This window comes from Shewanella sp. HL-SH8, from assembly GCF_051165765.1.
In the GTDB taxonomy this organism is placed as follows: Bacteria; Pseudomonadota; Gammaproteobacteria; order Enterobacterales; family Shewanellaceae; genus Shewanella; species Shewanella glacialimarina.
In genome coordinates, this window is record NZ_CP195039.1 from 1,895,454 (window position 1) to 1,911,778 (window position 16,325).

Consider the following 16,325-nt stretch of genomic DNA (forward strand, 5'->3'; position numbering starts at 1 on the left):
AATTTGAAAATATAAAGTAGTGCTGATTTAAAATGGTAATCAAAAGTCACTAGCTCTTACTGAAGAGTTTAAGGTAGGCTTATCTATAATTATGTGGTTTGTGAGAGAGTTAAATGAGTCAGGTTTTAAACGATTTATTATCATTATTGTCCCTTGAACAAATTGAGCTGGGGTTATTTCGTGGTCAAAGCCAGGATTTAGGTTTTGGCCATGTCTTTGGCGGTCAGGTGATGGGGCAAGCATTGAGTGCAGCAAAACAGACCGTGAGTGCAGATCGATATGCGCATTCTTTGCATTCTTATTTTTTACGCGCAGGTGATGAAAAACAACCGATTGTCTATGATGTTGAAATCATGCGTGATGGCGGTAGCTTTAGTGCCCGTAGGGTGAAAGCGATTCAAAAAGGCCGTCCGATTTTTTATATGACCTGTTCATTCCAAACGATCGAGCAAGGATATGAACATCAAGCGACTATGCCTGATGTACCGGGACCAGAAGGATTGATGAATCAGCAAGAACTTGCCATGACGATGCGCGATAAAGTGCCAGCAAAGATGCTTGAAAAATTTATGGCCGATTCACCTATTGAAATGCGCTTAGTGAATCCCGGTAATCCACTCGCTCCCTCAACCAGTGAGCCTGTGCGCTATGTGTGGCTTAGAGCCAACGGCATTATCCCCAATGATCATAGTATTCAAGAGTATCTATTAGCCTATGCCTCTGACTTTAACTTTTTAGTGACAGCAGCCCAGCCCCATGGCGTGTCATTTTTAACCCCGGGTATTCGTATGGCAACGATTGATCATTCTATGTGGTTCCATCGTCCATTTAATATGGGAGAATGGATTTTATACAGTATTGAAAGTCCTAATGCTGGTGGCGGTCGTGGCTTTGTAAAAGGGCAGTTTTTTGATCAGCAAGGTCGCCTAGTGGCTTCGGCAACCCAGGAAGGTTTGTTGAGAATGACTAAGTCGTAATGGGTGTTTGGCGTATTAATGTCAACAATAATAGATGAATAGGTTGAGTGGTATGAGTAAGTGTAAATATGTTTTAGCGGGTCTTGTTGGCGTATTATTGATGTTGACCGGTTGTGTGACGGTTACCCCTGAAGAGCCGGTTGTGGTGAATGGCTATGCCGGTTATCTAGAGAAAGTAAAGTTACCTCAAGGCTGTAAAATTAATATCGCGGTGATTGATTTTAATACACCAGGCTCGATTATTTCGCAAAAAACCTTTGATATAGCACGGGCGCCAGTGCCGTTTAAATTTATTTTTCCTGTTGAAACAATAGATAAGAATATTGATTATGGCGTGGTAGCGATGATCACTTATCAGGGTAAAGTGATTTTTCAAACCTATGAGAAATTTAAAGTAATTAATAATAATAAATTCACCACAGAAGTGTTGATGAAACAAGTTAAGTAAAGTTGAAAACTACTGTTGTTAAAGCTATAAAGCTCACATTTTACCGTGTTCGTCATTGATTAATTACAGTGGCGAACGATAATGTTATTCCGTCGTAGTTAATCCGTGGCAAGTGTGACTTATCAATCTGAATCGCCAAGAATTTCAAATCACTCCTTAGCACCTGAGCCAGCTAAACAAAGCCGACTCATTTGGGCGCTTTGTCTTGCGTCTGTGGTTATTTATATCAATCTTTATACTGTTCAGGGCATGTTGCCGCTGATAGCAGAACACTTTAATGTTACCGGTGCGCATTCCACATTAGTGCTATCTGTGACCAGTTTTACCCTGGCTTTTTCATTATTGTTTTATGCTATGATTTCAGATCGCGTCGGGCGGTTAATGCCGATTGTGATCAGTTTATGGTTATTAGCCTGCTCAAATTTATTACTCATTTTTGCAACAGACTTTGACTCATTGGTTTGGATAAGGCTATTACAGGGAGCGCTTCTGGCAGCCGTGCCCGCGATTGCGATGGCGTATTTTAAAGAGCAACTCGCACCTGAATTTATGTTAAAAGCAGCGGCAATCTATATTACTGCTAACAGTTTAGGGGGATCTTTGGCCGCTTATTTGGTGGCTTAATGTCACAACATTTATCTTGGCAGCAATCTATGGGGTTGGTGTTTATTGTGACCTTAATTGGGGTTGCAATAGTCACTTTTCTATTGCCCCGGCGTGAAATTAAACCACAGGTAACTCATTTATCGGCCAAGCAAGCGAAACTGGCAAAGTTACACCAGGATTTACAAGGTTTTTGGGGGCACATCACCGACCGTAAAATGAGTTTGGTATTCATCATCGGTGGTCTTGCTTTCATGATGATGGTGAATCAATTTAGTTTTATTCAGTTGCATTTAATGGCGTTACCTTATGAGCTGAGTCGCTTCAATGCTACGTTAATCTTTTTATGTTATCTCAGTGGCACCTTTGCTTCATATTTATCGGCTAAGTGGATTGTACGCTTTGGATCGATCATATTATTTAAAGCTGCCTTTTTGCTCATGGTACTAGGCACCCTATTAACCTTAGTCGATACCCTATGGGCGATTGTTATGGGTTTTTTAATTACCGCTAGCGGATTCTTTTTAACTCACAGTTGTTGTAATTCGTTTGTGGCTATCCGAGCTACCAATCACAGGGCAAAAGCGACTTCTTTGTATTTATGCTGCTATTACTTAGGTGCAGCACTAGGTGGGCCTTATTTGATGGTATTTTGGCAGCATTATGAATGGCCAGGGGTTGTGGTAGGTTCGTTAACCTTATTAGCTATGTTGGCGCTGGCCATATTATTCCTGAGTAGAGGGCCGCTCGATAAGCCGGCCTTAGATAATTGACTATCAGGTCAGAGAGTTTAGATTATTAGTGATCGGTGAATTGCTTACGGTCTATTTCAAATTTTTTCATTTTATCGTAAAGCGTTTTTCGGGGGAGCTCGAGTTGCTCCATTGTTAGCTTAATACTGCCTTTGTTATAACTCAAAGATTCTTCTATTAATAAACGTTCAAAAAAGTCGACTCGCTGTTGCAAAGACATATTCGAATGCATAGTGGGGTGATTGTCTATATTACCTGCGGCAAAAGCGGCTTCTGCGCCTAATAACACGTAGCGCTCGGCTAAATTACGTAACTCTCGCACGTTACCTGGCCAATCATGCGAGGTTAGCATTGCTTGCTGCTCAGGATTCAATGCAATAAGCGCTTTGTGGTAGCGAGTAGAAGCGATTCGAGCAAAATGTAGGAACAGAATAGGGATATCTTCTCTGCGCTCTCTTAAGGCAGGAATTGGCACTGTGACTAAGTTTAAACGATAAAGTAAGTCTTGACGGAACTCACCGGTTTCACAGAGTTGCTGCAAGTTTACTTTTGTGGCAGCAATGACTCTAATATCCAGTTCAATTGACTGGTTAGAGCCTAAACGTTCAACCTTACGATCTTCAAGCACTCTGAGTAATTTGACTTGTAAACTGAGTGGGGTACTTTCAATTTCATCTAAAAATAGTGTGCCACCATTAGCATATTCAAACTTGCCGATACGAGTTTTATCGTTACCTGTATAAGCACCTGCTTGAGCGCCAAATAACTCACTTTCAATAAGACTTTCAGGAATTGCACCACAGTTAATAGCCACAAAGTTGTGTTTACTACGCAGACTATGGTCGTGAAGATAACGTGCTACTAGCTCTTTTCCTGCGCCGGTTTCACCTTCAATCATGATGTCAGCAGGTACATTTATCACTTGGTTGAGTATGTTGCGCATTTTTATAATGCCAGGGCTGTGGCCTAAAATCCGCGGCCCAGGCGCTATGTGTGACTCTAACTCTTGTTTAAGTTTGCGGTTTTCAAGGGTTAATTGGCGTTTTTCTAACGCGCGCTTGGCAACATCAACCACATGTTCATTATTAAAAGGTTTTTCAAGAAAGTCATAGGCGCCTTTTTTTACCGCATCAACTGCCATGGCAATATCGCCGAAACCTGTAATGAGTATCACGGGGAGGTCTGGGTCTTTGTGGATTAATTGCTGTAATAGGCTTAATCCGTTCAGTTGCGGCATATTAACGTCAGAAAACACCACACCAGGCCAATCATTATGAATGAGTTCAGCGACCTGTGTTGGCTGCGTTGTTGATGCGGCACTGATACCCTCTAATTTGAATAATTGACTCAGCACGCTGCCAATGTGAGGCTCATCATCAACAATAATGACTTGTAGTTGGTTTATATCACCTAGTGAGCTCAAGTTTAGTTACCTTCGTGTAAATAAATCGGTAGTGAAAGTTTAAAAATAGCACCGCCCTTAGCGCAATTTTCTACTGTAATTTGACCTTGCATCGACTCAATAATTCGCTGAGAAATGGATAGGCCTAACCCTAATCCTTGGCGTTCATTAGTGGTGAAGTAGGGCTCAAATATTTTACTCATCTGGCTTTCTCTCACGCCTGGTCCCGTGTCTTGAATACTAATGATGAGTGTATTACTGTCACTTTTCTTGCTAACACTAATAGCTAAATTTTTTTGGCTGCTTTGGTGCATGGCAACAATTGCATTGCTGATAATGTTAACTAATACCTGTTGTAATCTGATCGTATCACCCCAAATTTGGCATTTCCCAGTAGGTAATGATTTAGATAATTGTACGCCTTGCTTATCAATTTCAGGTTGTACAATAGTCAGTGCTTGTTCAATGGCCTGTTGAATTTCGATGGCGTTATCTTTGCCTTGGGATTTACGGGTGAAACTTTTAAATTGTGCGATGATATCGGCTAAACGATCTGTGAGCTCAATCATAATTTTTAGATTGTTTTTAGCATCATCGTACATCTCTCGACCTAGGAAGGTTTGGGTGTTTTGAGCATAACTTCTTAAAGCGGCTAATGGTTGATTGAGCTCATGGTTAATACTGGCAGATAAACTGCCTATAACCGTTAGTTTGGCTGCTTGAATTAATTCATCTTGAGTGTCCTTAAGCTGGGTATTGGCTTTTTCTAATTCTAGAGTACGTGCTTTGACCCTTTGTTCAAGCTGATTCTGAGCATGGTGCATACGCAGTAGGTTTTTGCGTCTCTCAATGGTGTACAAAATAAATAGTACGATTAATAAATACAGGCTGGCCGCCAGCAACATAATAGCGGGTAGTGATTTATATAAAGGGGACATAGGGGCTAATATGTGCAATGTCCAATTTGCGTTTGGCATTAACTGTTTTTTTTCTAAAAATGTTTCACTCCCCTTACTGGAAGTTATCTTGTAGGTATTTAAATCAGTTGCAGAATTTACTTTATAGTCGGGATAAATAGATAATTCACTGATTGGACGGTTTGCATAACGTTTGGCATTGTTAAGGGCAAATCGTTTAGATTGCGATAAAGGGGTTAATGAGTTAAATCGCCAATGATTAATACTGGATAAAAAGACAATGTCATCAGGGTCACTAATCATAAACTCATATTGGCCAGCAATAGCTATGCCAGTACTTTGCTGCTCAATAACACCAATATCAACTTTAACCACTATTACGCCCAGGACTTGGCCATTGTGGTAAACGGGGTTAGAGAAATAAAATCCGCGTTTGTCTGATGATACCCCTACAGCATAGTAGCGCCCAGCGCGTCCAGAGCGTGCTGTGATAAAATAGGGTCGGTATGAATAATCTTGATTGATAAATGGTCTAGGTTGATCCCAATTACTGGCGGCAATAGCTATACCCAAAGAATCTGTGAGATAAATATCGGATGATTCTGTGACTTTCTGTAATTCTGATAGATAAGCATTTAACTCAGCCATTTTTTTGGGATTTTTTGGGGCTAATAAACCTTCTTGCAGTATTGGGTTTGTCGCAATCACTTCTGGAATAATTTCAAACTGAGCTAATTGTTGATCGATAAATAGCACGAGCTCATTAATTTGTTTTTCTGATTGCTGGGCAATATTATTGACACCCTTGTCTAGCCAATACCATTGACTGATATATAGAGTCAGAATAAGCCCTATAATAAGGGCGATACTTAACCCTATTTTATGTTTGATTTGTGTGCGGGTGATAACCATAAATACTCTTATAGGAATGCTTAATTAGATGGCTAATCTGACGACGAATACGATAAAACCATAAACGAGAAAATATCCGTTGCTGGTTATTAACAACGGATATTGAGTCTTAAGGCTGGTCTATTTGGGCTAATTAATCAAGTTAATAGCCATTCAATTTATCAATATACTCAGGTAGAAACAGTGATATTTGCGGCACATAGGTTATTAGCATTAAAAACCCTAACAACAACAATAACCAAGGCAAGCATGATTGGATCACCCAGCCCATACTTTTACCCGTAATCCCTGCGGTAACAAATAGATTGAGCCCCACCGGCGGCGTTAGCATACCAATCTCCATGTTGACTACCATGATGATCCCTAAGTGAATAGGGTCGATACCTAGCTGCGTTGCAATTGGGAACAAAATGGGTGCCATAATTAATAAAATTGCTGAAGGCTCCATAAAGTTACCGGCTGCTAGCAACAACAAATTAACTATGATTAAGAAGCCCCAGGCTGGTAACCCAAACCCGACAATTGTTTCAGCAATAATATGCGGAATACGCTCAGTGGTGAGTACATGGGCAAATAACATGGCATTGGCAATAATAAACAACAACATAATACTGACTTTTGCGCCATCGCGAACCACATGTCGAATATCTTTATCGGTTGGGGTTTTAATCACCGCTAGCAACATTTGCAGAATATTACGTACGCCAGCGCCGACAATAGATTCCTGCTGATTACGCCAGGCCACATTTTTCAATGGACCAATATCACGATATCCAAATACCGCAATAAAATAGGCATAAACACAAGCGACAGCCGCAGCTTCAGTTGGGCTGGCAACTCCACCATAAATCGAACCCAGCACGATAATAATCAGTGCTAAACCGCCCATGGCTTTTGCGCTTGATATAGATAAGGCTTTAACGCCTGGAAAAGGGCGAGATGGGAGATTTTTAATTCTGGCGACAATATAAATTGCCAGCATTAAAATACACCCCATCATCAAACCAGGTATTAAACCCGCCATAAACATTCTAGCAGCTGACACTTCCGTTGCTGCGGCATAAACTAGCATTACAATCGAGGGTGGAATTAAAATGCCTAATGTCCCTGAAGTCGTAATCACCCCAGCGGCAAATTTTTCGGGATAACCAGCGCGAACCATACCTATAATGACAATTGAGCCGATTGCTGCAACGGTGGCAGGTGACGAGCCTGATACTGCTGCAAATAGCATGCAGGCCATTACTGAGGCCATTGCTAAACCACCGCGAATATGGCCGACACTGTCCATGGCAAAATCAATAATTCTGCGTGCCACCCCGCCAGTAGACAAAAAAGCTGATGACAATATGAAGAAGGGAATAGCCAGTAAGGTGTAATGCTCAGAGGTTGATTCATAAAGCTTCAATGCAATTGAGGCCAAAGAGTCATTTGAAAACAATAAAATAGTCAATACGCTTGAAAACCCTAACGCAATAGCGATAGGCATACCAATTAACATGCACACAAGGAGTGTGATAAATAAGGTCGCGATAGTCATTATTTTACGTCCTTATTTTTTTCTGTTGATGTTGTTGAATTAATCGCACTTGCTAGTGCAGCTTCATCAATTAAATGCATGCTGTCTTTCGCTTCATCTGCTAATTTAAATCCATCTGCTTTACCGGTTAACATGGCGATAAATAATTGTACAAACCGCCAGGTCAGCATTAAAAAACCGATAATTAAAATGCTTTGAGACATCCAAACGGGTACCGCACCCTCATCTTCAAGATCGATTTTTAATACATCCCAGGCAAAATCAGGATCGAGTTGATGAACCAGGAATGCTGGAAAGTCGATATCTTCCATCGGGAGTCCAATTTGGTACATTTGGCTCAAATAATCCCAGCTACCTTTAAGAAATAAACCACAATAGATAACGCACAATGAACAGGCTAATAATGCAACTAGCTTTTTGGGTGCTGGCGAAAGTGTTGTGACAAAAGCATCAACACCAATATGTGCCCCTACTTTTACGCCATAAGACATGCCAAATAATACAAACCATCCACACAGGGTTAGGGTCAGTTCTTGTATCCACAGAAAACCGGTATTAAAGAAAAAACGTGCGATAACTTCGCCAAATACCAATAAGGTCATCAGTGAGATCAATAGGTTTAAAAACCCTTCTTCGAATTTATTGAGTAAATTTGAAATCACTTTGTTCTCCTAAATGTTAATGAAAAGAGGGTTGTTATCCTGTGATAACTTTAGATAACAACCCAAGAGAACCTTATTGCTTGTTTGCGGCCTGAGCAGCTTCAATGACGTCTTTACCGATTTGAGACTCAAACTTAGTCCATACAGGCTTCATGGCATCAACCCATTGTTGGCGTTGTACAGCAGTTAATGACACCAGTTCAGAACGTTTTGAATCCAAAATAGCCTGTTTATCTTCGCCTTCTTTAGCTGCGGCAATTTGATTGCCTAATACAATGGCTTCGTCGAGTGATTTTTTGATAATGTCGCGTTTGTCTTTAGGTAAATTTTTCCAAAAGGTGTTTGATGTCACTAACATGTAATCTAATACACCGTGATTACTTTCTGTGATGTGGCTTTGCACCTCATAAAACTTCATTGAGTAAATATTTGACCAAGTGTTTTCCTGCCCATCAATAGCGCGGGTTTGTAAAAGGGTAAACACTTCTGAGAATGGCTTTTTAACTGGAATTGCTTTTACGGCATCAAATTGTGCCGCAATAACGTCAGAGGCCATAATGCGGAATTTTTTGCCATTGGCTTCACTCGGTGTTGAAAGTGGCGCATGGGCTGAAAATTGCTTCATACCATTATGCAAATACCCTAAACCGACAAGACCTTTGCGGTTCATTGAATTAAGTAGTTTCTGGCCCTCTTCAGATTGTTGAAAACGGTCGACCGCAGCCATATCTTCGAATAAGAATGGAAGATCAAACACCTGAAGTTTTTTTGTGTAGCGCTCAAACTTCGAAAGTGATGGTGCAACAATTTGCACATCGTTTAATAATAATGCCGCGAGTTCATTGTTGTCCCCAAATAACTGCGAACTTGGAAATACGCTGACGGTATATTCTCCGGGTAAACGTTGCTCAACTAACTCTTTAAATTTAAGTGCCATTTGGCCCTTAGGAGTATTTTCTGCGACCACATGAGAAAACTTAATTTCTATAGGCTCAGCAAATACATTAAAGCTAGAGGCTAAAACAGATGCAATTGCAGTGAGTTTTGCTGCAGACTTTATTGACTTCCATACAGGGTTACTAGTAGTTGATTTAGACATGTTATGGCTTCCTTTACTTGTTTATTATCGTTTTGTCTCTTTACTGCAATAGATAAAGCAGTTGGGATATAGCCAGCGTCCCAGAGGTGTATAAGGTAGTAAGCAAAAGAAGTGCCAGTTTGGGGGTTGTGATTATATTATTGTTTTTTATGGTTAAATTTGTTTTTTAATGTTTTTAATATTTAACGGGGGTGATATGAGGGACATCTTAATAGTATCAATGGGTGGGATTTCACACATTGATAGCATTTGATCATAAAGTTAACAATTAAGCCGTTGATGATGAAAATACTGAAATAAATATTCAAAAAAGCAGATGGGATTTTTTAAAAAGATGATTTAGGTTTGGAGTAAATTGAATGAGATTAACATGATTCTATAAAAAGAATATTATTAAGAGGAAGTTATAATTTTTAACGTTATTTTATGGTAAGGGAGTTTATTAAAACAGTTCTAGTTTGAAATTGATGAGTTTGTTTTTTAAAGCAGATTTATGGTGGTCGCTACTGGGCTCGAACCAGTGACCCCCTCCTTGTAAGGGAGGTGCTCTCCCAGCTGAGCTAAGCGACCTGGGATAAATTAAAACATTTTGAAGATAATGGTGGTCGCTACTGGGCTCGAACCAGTGACCCCCTCCTTGTAAGGGAGGTGCTCTCCCAGCTGAGCTAAGCGACCTGGGATATCTTGCAACATCAGTACATTATGGTGGTCGCTACTGGGCTCGAACCAGTGACCCCCTCCTTGTAAGGGAGGTGCTCTCCCAGCTGAGCTAAGCGACCTGGGATAATGTAGCTAATTATAAAACTGTGAGTCCAAATAAATGGTGGTCGCTACTGGGCTCGAACCAGTGACCCCCTCCTTGTAAGGGAGGTGCTCTCCCAGCTGAGCTAAGCGACCTGGGGACTCTACACTTGTTAATTATATGGTGGTCGCTACTGGGCTCGAACCAGTGACCCCCTCCTTGTAAGGGAGGTGCTCTCCCAGCTGAGCTAAGCGACCTGGGAATATAATCAACAACAGATAATAATTTCTTCAATGAAATTATGGTGGTCGCTACTGGGCTCGAACCAGTGACCCCCTCCTTGTAAGGGAGGTGCTCTCCCAGCTGAGCTAAGCGACCTCATGCTGTGTGGGTCGGTATTATAGGGAGCAAGGATTAGCTGTCAACGATTTTTCGATAAAAATATCACGATAGTGCTATTTTTGTGCCGTTTGGCGTTTTGTTAAGCAAGCTGGTTTTGGCTTTTAAGTAAAATAGCATCTTGATTCGATGCACGGGCATTTCAACCTAACGCGTAGGCTGTTAGAATGTTGGCCACATTTTTATACTCTGCTTGGTGCAGGGTATAGTTTATACAGACTTCTTTATATAGGTTAGTGTCCGATTATGACAACTAAGACTCGCTTTGCTCCAAGCCCTACAGGTTTCTTACACGTTGGTGGTGCACGTACTGCACTTTATTCATGGTTACATGCTAAAGCGAATAACGGTGAATTTGTTTTACGTATAGAAGACACTGATATTGAACGTTCTACCCAAGAAGCATGCGATGCAATCTTAGATGGTATGAACTGGTTGGGATTAAATTGGAATGAAGGCCCATATTATCAAACTAAACGTTTTGACCGTTACAACGAAATTATCGGGCAAATGTTAGAAAGTGGCACCGCTTATAAGTGTTACTGTTCTAGAGAAAGAATTGAGTCATTGCGTGAAGAACAAGCTGCAAATGGCGAACAACAAAAATATGATGGTTGTTGTCGTGATCTAGCGCCGCGTGACACTGACGAGCCATTTGTTGTTCGTTTTAAAAACCCAGTAGAAGGCAGTGTCGTTTTTGATGACCATGTTCGCGGTCGCATTGAAATATCAAATAGCATGCTTGATGATTTAATTATTAAGCGTACAGACGGCGTACCAACTTATAATTTCTGTGTAGTAGTTGATGATTGGGATATGGGGATCACTTGCGTGGTGCGCGGTGAAGATCATATTAATAATACCCCACGCCAAATTAATATCCTAAAAGCGCTTGGCGCGCCTATTCCAGAATATGCCCATGTATCGATGATTCTAGGTGATGATGGTGCCAAACTCTCTAAACGTCATGGTGCCGTTGGCGTTATGCAATATCGTGATGATGGATATTTGCCTGAAGCGCTACTTAACTATTTAGTTCGTTTAGGTTGGTCGCACGGTGATCAAGAAGTGTTCTCTATGGAAGAGATGATTAGCTTCTTCAAATTAGATGATATTAATAAAGCGGCTTCAGCCTTTAATACTGATAAGTTGAATTGGTTAAATCAACATTATATTAAATCATTAGCGCCTGAATATGTTGCATCTCATTTAGAGTGGCATATGGATGATCAAAAAATTGATACCAGTAATGGGCCAGCATTAGCTGAATTAGTTATAGCGCTTTCTGAACGTGCTAAAACTCTAAAAGAACTTGCAGCATCTAGCCGTTATTTTTATGAAGATTTTGCTGAGTTTGATGAAACACAAGCGAAGAAGCATCTTCGTGGGGTGGCACTTGAGCCATTAACGCTTGTTAAAGCAAAGTTAGAAGCTTTAACTGATTGGTCTGTGGAATCATTACATGCAGTGATTGAGGCGACAGCGGTAGAATTAGATGTTGGTATGGGTAAAGTCGGTATGCCGCTTCGCGTTGCTGTAACTGGGGCAGGGCAGTCACCAGCTTTAGACTTAACCTTGTTTTTGATTGGAAAAGACAGATCTGTTGAAAGAATATCCAAAGCGATTGATTTTGTAGCAGATAGAATAAATTCCTAAAAAACGAGTTGACACATTAAGGTATGCTGCATAGAATGCGCCTCGCAGTTGAGACACAGCTCAGTAATTTCTGGCAGTGTACCTAATTGTTTTTTAAGTAAGAGGGGTTATAGCTCAGCTGGGAGAGCGCTTCGCTGGCAGTGAAGAGGTCCACGGTTCGATCCCGTGTAGCTCCACCACTTACTTGAATTATTCTCGATGAGAAGTTAGCACCGGTGTTTAGCCTACAGGCATCGATGAGTATTCACTCGATACAGAGTATAACGTATCAACAGTGTCCCATTCGTCTAGAGATAGAGCTTAGGACATCGTCAACTTTGGTTTATAAAGAGTCGGCGGTAACAGAGGTTCGAATCCTTAGGGTTTTAGCACTTGATATAGGTAAATAGCATTGATGATTAGCCTACAGTCATTGATGAGTATTCACTCGATACAGAGTCTAACGTATTAACAGTGTCCCATTCGTCTAGAGGTTTAGGACACCGCCCTTTCACGGCGGTAACAGGGGTTCGAATCCCCTATGGGATACCATATTTCAGATGGTTGAACATAATTCGAAAGAAAAGTTTAATGATCTAAATAGCATTGATGATTAGCCTACAGTCATTGATGAGTATTCACTCGATACAGAGTATAACGTATCAACAGTGTCCCATTCGTCTAGAGGCTTAGGACACCGCCCTTTCACGGCGGTAACAGGGGTTCGAATCCCCTATGGGATACCATATTCAGATGGTTGAACATAATTCGAAGCGGTTGTTTCGGAAAAGTTTAGAAATCTAAATAGCATTGATGATTAGCCTACAGTCATTGATGAGTATTCACTCGATACAGAGTCTAATGTATCAACAGTGTCCCATTCGTCTAGAGGCCTAGGACACCGCCCTTTCACGGCGGTAACAGGGGTTCGAATCCCCTATGGGATACCATATTCAGATGGTTGAACATAATTCGAAGCGGTTGTTTCGGAAAGGTTTAGAAATCTAAATAGCATTGATGATTAGCCTACAGTCATTGATGAGTATTCACTCGATACAGAGTATAACGTATCAACAGTGTCCCATTCGTCTAGAGGCCTAGGACACCGCCCTTTCACGGCGGTAACAGGGGTTCGAATCCCCTATGGGATACCATATTTCAGATGGTTGAACATAATTCGAGGCGGTTGTTTCGGAAAGGTTTAGAAATCTAAATAGCATTGATGTTTAGCCTACAGACATTGATGAGTATTCACTCGATACAGAGTATAACGTATCAACAGTGTCCCATTCGTCTAGAGGCCTAGGACACCGCCCTTTCACGGCGGTAACAGGGGTTCGAATCCCCTATGGGATACCATATTTTTCAAATTTTGGTGTCTATTTACTAAAATTTGGGGCTATAGCTCAGCTGGGAGAGCGCTTCGCTGGCAGTGAAGAGGTCCACGGTTCGATCCCGTGTAGCTCCACCAAGTTTTGTTGGAAACAACAAATAGCATTAATGTTTTGCCTACAGGCATTAATGAGTATTCACTCTATTTACTGAGTATAAGTAAATCTCGGCGTCCCATTCGTCTAGAGGTTTAGGACACCGCCCTTTCACGGCGGTAACAGGGGTTCGAATCCCCTATGGGATACCACACTAAACCACCGCAAGGTGGTTTTTTTATGTTTATATTTTGTGTTGGATTTAAATTTGAGCCATAAAAAAAGGCAATCAAATGATTGCCTATCGATCTACTTAGAGATCAAGGGGACCGCGCTAGAAGTCCCAGGGAGATGATGAACAATAAAGTAAATATCACTGTTATTAAGTATGAGTCATCATTTATGTAAAAGTTCAAAAATACGTATAATTTTTTTAAAAAATATAAGTTTTTATCACAAACTATTTATTTATTTATTTGAAATTTATAGTGTTATTGAAAAGTTATTTTAAAAGTTTTTCTATTACTGGTGACAAATCTTCCGGTTTTGTTGTTGGTGCATAACGCTCAATGACATTACCCTGTGTATCAACTAAAAACTTGGTAAAATTCCATTTAATAGACTGACTCCCCAAAAGCCCTTTCGCAGCTTGCTTCAAGTGTTGGTATAGCGGAGCAGCATCATCACCATTTACGTCTATTTTACTAAATAATGGAAATGTCACACCAAAATTAAGCTCACAAAATTGGCTTATTTCAGTCTCAGTTCCTTGCTCTTGCTTACCAAATTGATTACACGGAAACCCCATCACCACCAAACCCTGATCTTTATATTGTTGGTATAGTTGCTCTAACGCTTTATATTGAGGGGTAAAACCACATTTACTCGCTGTATTAACAATCAATAGCACTTTATTTTTAAAAGTGTCCATACTGATGTCAGTTCCTTGAATATCTTTGATATTAAACTGATAAATTGCCTTACTCATATCGTGCTCCAGTTAATAATTTTCCAAATATAACGAGAATAATGAGGTTGTTATACGTGTTAAACTGAAATAAGTGACCTCAAAACCTTGTCGTTTAATTTGTACTATAATGATTTATTTTGAAGCGGTCAATTTAGTTGCGCGCAATTCAATTTATCTATTTGCTTATCACTAAAAATATGAATATAGTCGGCGCATTATTCGCTGAACAAGATAAGGGGCGGACTTATGGATGAAGTAAAGAACGAACTTATATCTGAAGCAGAGCAAGAGATTACAACACAGTCACAAATAGAAGTCAGTCAAGCTGTGCAGCAACTGACAGAAGCTGAAGGTGAAGAACAAGCTGAAGTTTTTAGTGAAATACTCAATGGTGCTGAAGCAGGTACTATCGCTATTTTACTTGAATCTTTACCGTTAGATGAACGTTATGACCGTTGGCAACAGGTCGAGCCAGAAGAACGTGTTGATGTTTTAAACTTAATGCGTGCAGATCCTCGTCTGGGCATTTTAAAGAAAATGCCAGACGAAGAGCTGGATTTGATATTTTCGCAGCTAAGCCCAGAAGATCTGATTGATTGGAGTGACTCATTACCTGACAGCATTACAGATCGCGCATTAGCGCAAATGGGTGAGCGTCAGCGAAAGCACTTTGAACTTTATGACCAGTATGATGAAAATGAGATTGGCCGTTATGCTGATCACCAAATGTTGGTACTAAATCTTGATTCAACAGTGGCGCAAGGCCAGCGATTTTTCCGTCGTATTGATTTAGATTGTAATGATCATCTATTTCTAGTTGATATAAATGATAAGTACCTTGGCACAGTTCGACGCTATGACGTGTTTAAAACTGATGTAGATGTTTTACTTTCTAGTTTGATTTGGCAAGATAGTCGGGTGATATCAGCAGATTCTTCCTTACTAGAAGCCGCTGAGACCATTGAGCATAGCCGAGAGTTAGAATTGCCTGTGGTTGATGATGAAGGTATTTTAATTGGTCGTATGACATTGAGAACGGCAACAGCCTTAGTACGTGAACATTACGAGTCACAGTTAATGGCTACAGCAGGTATGGACGATGATGACGATTTGTTTGCACCTATTACTGTAGGGGCTAGACGCCGTGCTGTATGGCTTGGCATTAATTTATTAACGGCGTTTTTAGCCTCTGCAACAATTGGCCTGTTTGAGAATGTACTATCACAAGTGGTTGCTTTAGCTGTGTTAATGCCTATTGTTGCGTCTATGGGCGGCATAGCAGGTAGCCAGTCATTAACGTTAATGATCCGTGGTATGGCAATGGGGCAAATATCTGCAGGTAACGTAGTGTCACTGCTCAAGAATGAGCTAGGTATTGGTGCTTTGAATGGTATTTTATGGGCCATTGTTATTGGCTTGATTGCTGGGTGGTGGTTTGATGACCCCATGATGGGCGTTATTATAGGTTGTGCTATTTTAATCAATATGGCTATGGCTGCAATCGCCGGAGTTATGGTTCCAATGATTTTACAACGATTTAACCAGGATGCGGCATTGTCAGGCTCAGTCATTTTAACCACAGTGACAGACGTTGTAGGTTTTTTTACTTTTTTAGGTTTAGCGACAATCTTGTATCTGTAAAGTATCTGTTAATATTTGTCTACAAAAAGTTACTTAAAGGAGCCGCCGGCTCCTTTTTTATGCCTGTTAGATTAAACCCCAAGGTTTCTAAATTGAATTTAGAGGTAAAATACAAAGCATTCAGATTTCTAAGATGGTGGATTTACTGATGCATATCTATATCACGCTATCTAGTAAATAAAAAAGCAAGTTGATAGCA

10 protein-coding genes, 14 tRNA genes and 1 pseudogene are annotated in these 16,325 nt (G+C 40.5%); 13 read left to right on the top strand and 12 right to left on the bottom strand.

Annotation, left to right across the window (positions count from 1 at the left end):
• Window positions 1–113: 113 nt before the first annotated feature.
• The 3 genes and pseudogenes from tesB to ACRWQN_RS08450 all read left to right on the top strand — a co-directional run bounded on the left by tesB (window position 114) and on the right by ACRWQN_RS08450 (window position 2,801).
• Window positions 114–977, top strand: coding sequence for an acyl-CoA thioesterase II (tesB, locus tag ACRWQN_RS08440; protein WP_226410371.1), 864 nt, complete (start codon window positions 114–116; stop codon window positions 975–977).
• Between the two features lie 52 nt (window positions 978–1,029).
• The gene (locus ACRWQN_RS08445; RefSeq protein WP_434940453.1) at window positions 1,030–1,425 is read left to right on the top strand and encodes a YbaY family lipoprotein; all 396 of its coding nucleotides are present in this window, start codon (window positions 1,030–1,032) and stop codon (window positions 1,423–1,425) included.
• Window positions 1,426–1,566: 141 nt separating this feature from the next.
• Window positions 1,567–2,801 (top strand): annotated as a pseudogene (locus ACRWQN_RS08450) (MFS transporter).
• A 25-nt stretch (window positions 2,802–2,826) separates the two neighbouring features.
• On the opposite strand, the gene ACRWQN_RS08455 reads toward ACRWQN_RS08450, so the two are convergent.
• The 11 genes from ACRWQN_RS08455 to ACRWQN_RS08505 form a co-directional block, all read right to left on the bottom strand.
• Window positions 2,827–4,203: a sigma-54-dependent transcriptional regulator gene (locus ACRWQN_RS08455; RefSeq protein WP_226410369.1), complete on the bottom strand. Its 1,377-nt coding sequence runs from the start codon at window positions 4,201–4,203 to the stop codon at window positions 2,827–2,829.
• Between the two features lie 2 nt (window positions 4,204–4,205).
• Window positions 4,206–6,011 carry a sensor histidine kinase gene (locus ACRWQN_RS08460; protein WP_434940454.1) on the bottom strand — a complete coding sequence of 602 codons (1,806 nt, stop codon included), beginning with the start codon at window positions 6,009–6,011 and terminating at the stop codon, window positions 4,206–4,208.
• A 142-nt stretch (window positions 6,012–6,153) separates the two neighbouring features.
• Entirely contained in the window at window positions 6,154–7,551 is a 1,398-nt protein-coding gene (locus ACRWQN_RS08465) for a TRAP transporter large permease (protein ID WP_434928808.1), read from the bottom strand.
• Entirely contained in the window at window positions 7,551–8,213 is a 663-nt protein-coding gene (locus tag ACRWQN_RS08470) for a TRAP transporter small permease (protein WP_434940455.1), read from the bottom strand. Before ACRWQN_RS08470 ends, ACRWQN_RS08465 begins: the two co-directional genes overlap by 1 nt.
• Window positions 8,214–8,286: 73 nt before the next feature.
• Window positions 8,287–9,312, bottom strand: a complete 1,026-nt coding sequence (locus ACRWQN_RS08475) for a TRAP transporter substrate-binding protein (protein WP_434940456.1) — start codon at window positions 9,310–9,312, stop codon at window positions 8,287–8,289.
• 494 nt (window positions 9,313–9,806) lie between these two features.
• A tRNA-Val gene (locus ACRWQN_RS08480) sits at window positions 9,807–9,882 on the bottom strand.
• 29 nt (window positions 9,883–9,911) lie between these two features.
• Window positions 9,912–9,987: transfer RNA gene (locus ACRWQN_RS08485), tRNA-Val, on the bottom strand.
• A 28-nt stretch (window positions 9,988–10,015) separates the two neighbouring features.
• Window positions 10,016–10,091: transfer RNA gene (locus tag ACRWQN_RS08490), tRNA-Val, on the bottom strand.
• A gap of 42 nt (window positions 10,092–10,133) precedes the next feature.
• A tRNA-Val gene (locus tag ACRWQN_RS08495) sits at window positions 10,134–10,209 on the bottom strand.
• A gap of 26 nt (window positions 10,210–10,235) precedes the next feature.
• Window positions 10,236–10,311: transfer RNA gene (locus tag ACRWQN_RS08500), tRNA-Val, on the bottom strand.
• 45 nt (window positions 10,312–10,356) lie between these two features.
• Window positions 10,357–10,432, bottom strand: a tRNA-Val gene (locus ACRWQN_RS08505).
• 267 nt (window positions 10,433–10,699) lie between these two features.
• Between ACRWQN_RS08505 and gltX the strand changes: the two genes are divergently transcribed.
• The 9 genes from gltX to ACRWQN_RS08550 all read left to right on the top strand — a co-directional run bounded on the left by gltX (window position 10,700) and on the right by ACRWQN_RS08550 (window position 13,727).
• A complete protein-coding gene (gene gltX, locus ACRWQN_RS08510) occupies window positions 10,700–12,109 on the top strand; it encodes a glutamate--tRNA ligase (protein ID WP_434940457.1) in 1,410 nt (469 codons plus the stop codon).
• A gap of 103 nt (window positions 12,110–12,212) precedes the next feature.
• A tRNA-Ala gene (locus tag ACRWQN_RS08515) sits at window positions 12,213–12,288 on the top strand.
• Between the two features lie 276 nt (window positions 12,289–12,564).
• Window positions 12,565–12,640, top strand: a tRNA-Glu gene (locus ACRWQN_RS08520).
• Window positions 12,641–12,758: 118 nt separating this feature from the next.
• A tRNA-Glu gene (locus ACRWQN_RS08525) sits at window positions 12,759–12,834 on the top strand.
• A gap of 128 nt (window positions 12,835–12,962) precedes the next feature.
• Window positions 12,963–13,038, top strand: a tRNA-Glu gene (locus ACRWQN_RS08530).
• A 128-nt stretch (window positions 13,039–13,166) separates the two neighbouring features.
• Window positions 13,167–13,242, top strand: a tRNA-Glu gene (locus ACRWQN_RS08535).
• A 129-nt stretch (window positions 13,243–13,371) separates the two neighbouring features.
• Window positions 13,372–13,447: transfer RNA gene (locus ACRWQN_RS08540), tRNA-Glu, on the top strand.
• 36 nt (window positions 13,448–13,483) lie between these two features.
• Window positions 13,484–13,559: transfer RNA gene (locus ACRWQN_RS08545), tRNA-Ala, on the top strand.
• Window positions 13,560–13,651: 92 nt separating this feature from the next.
• Window positions 13,652–13,727, top strand: a tRNA-Glu gene (locus ACRWQN_RS08550).
• Between the two features lie 290 nt (window positions 13,728–14,017).
• Here ACRWQN_RS08550 and ACRWQN_RS08555 read toward each other — a convergent pair.
• A complete protein-coding gene (locus ACRWQN_RS08555) occupies window positions 14,018–14,503 on the bottom strand; it encodes a glutathione peroxidase (protein WP_434928812.1) in 486 nt (161 codons plus the stop codon).
• A 228-nt stretch (window positions 14,504–14,731) separates the two neighbouring features.
• Here ACRWQN_RS08555 and ACRWQN_RS08560 point away from each other — a divergent pair, with 228 nt between their 5' ends.
• Window positions 14,732–16,126 (top strand): magnesium transporter, encoded by a 1,395-nt coding sequence (locus ACRWQN_RS08560; protein WP_434928813.1) that lies wholly within the window; start codon window positions 14,732–14,734, stop codon window positions 16,124–16,126.
• The last annotated feature ends 199 nt before the right edge of the window (window positions 16,127–16,325 follow it).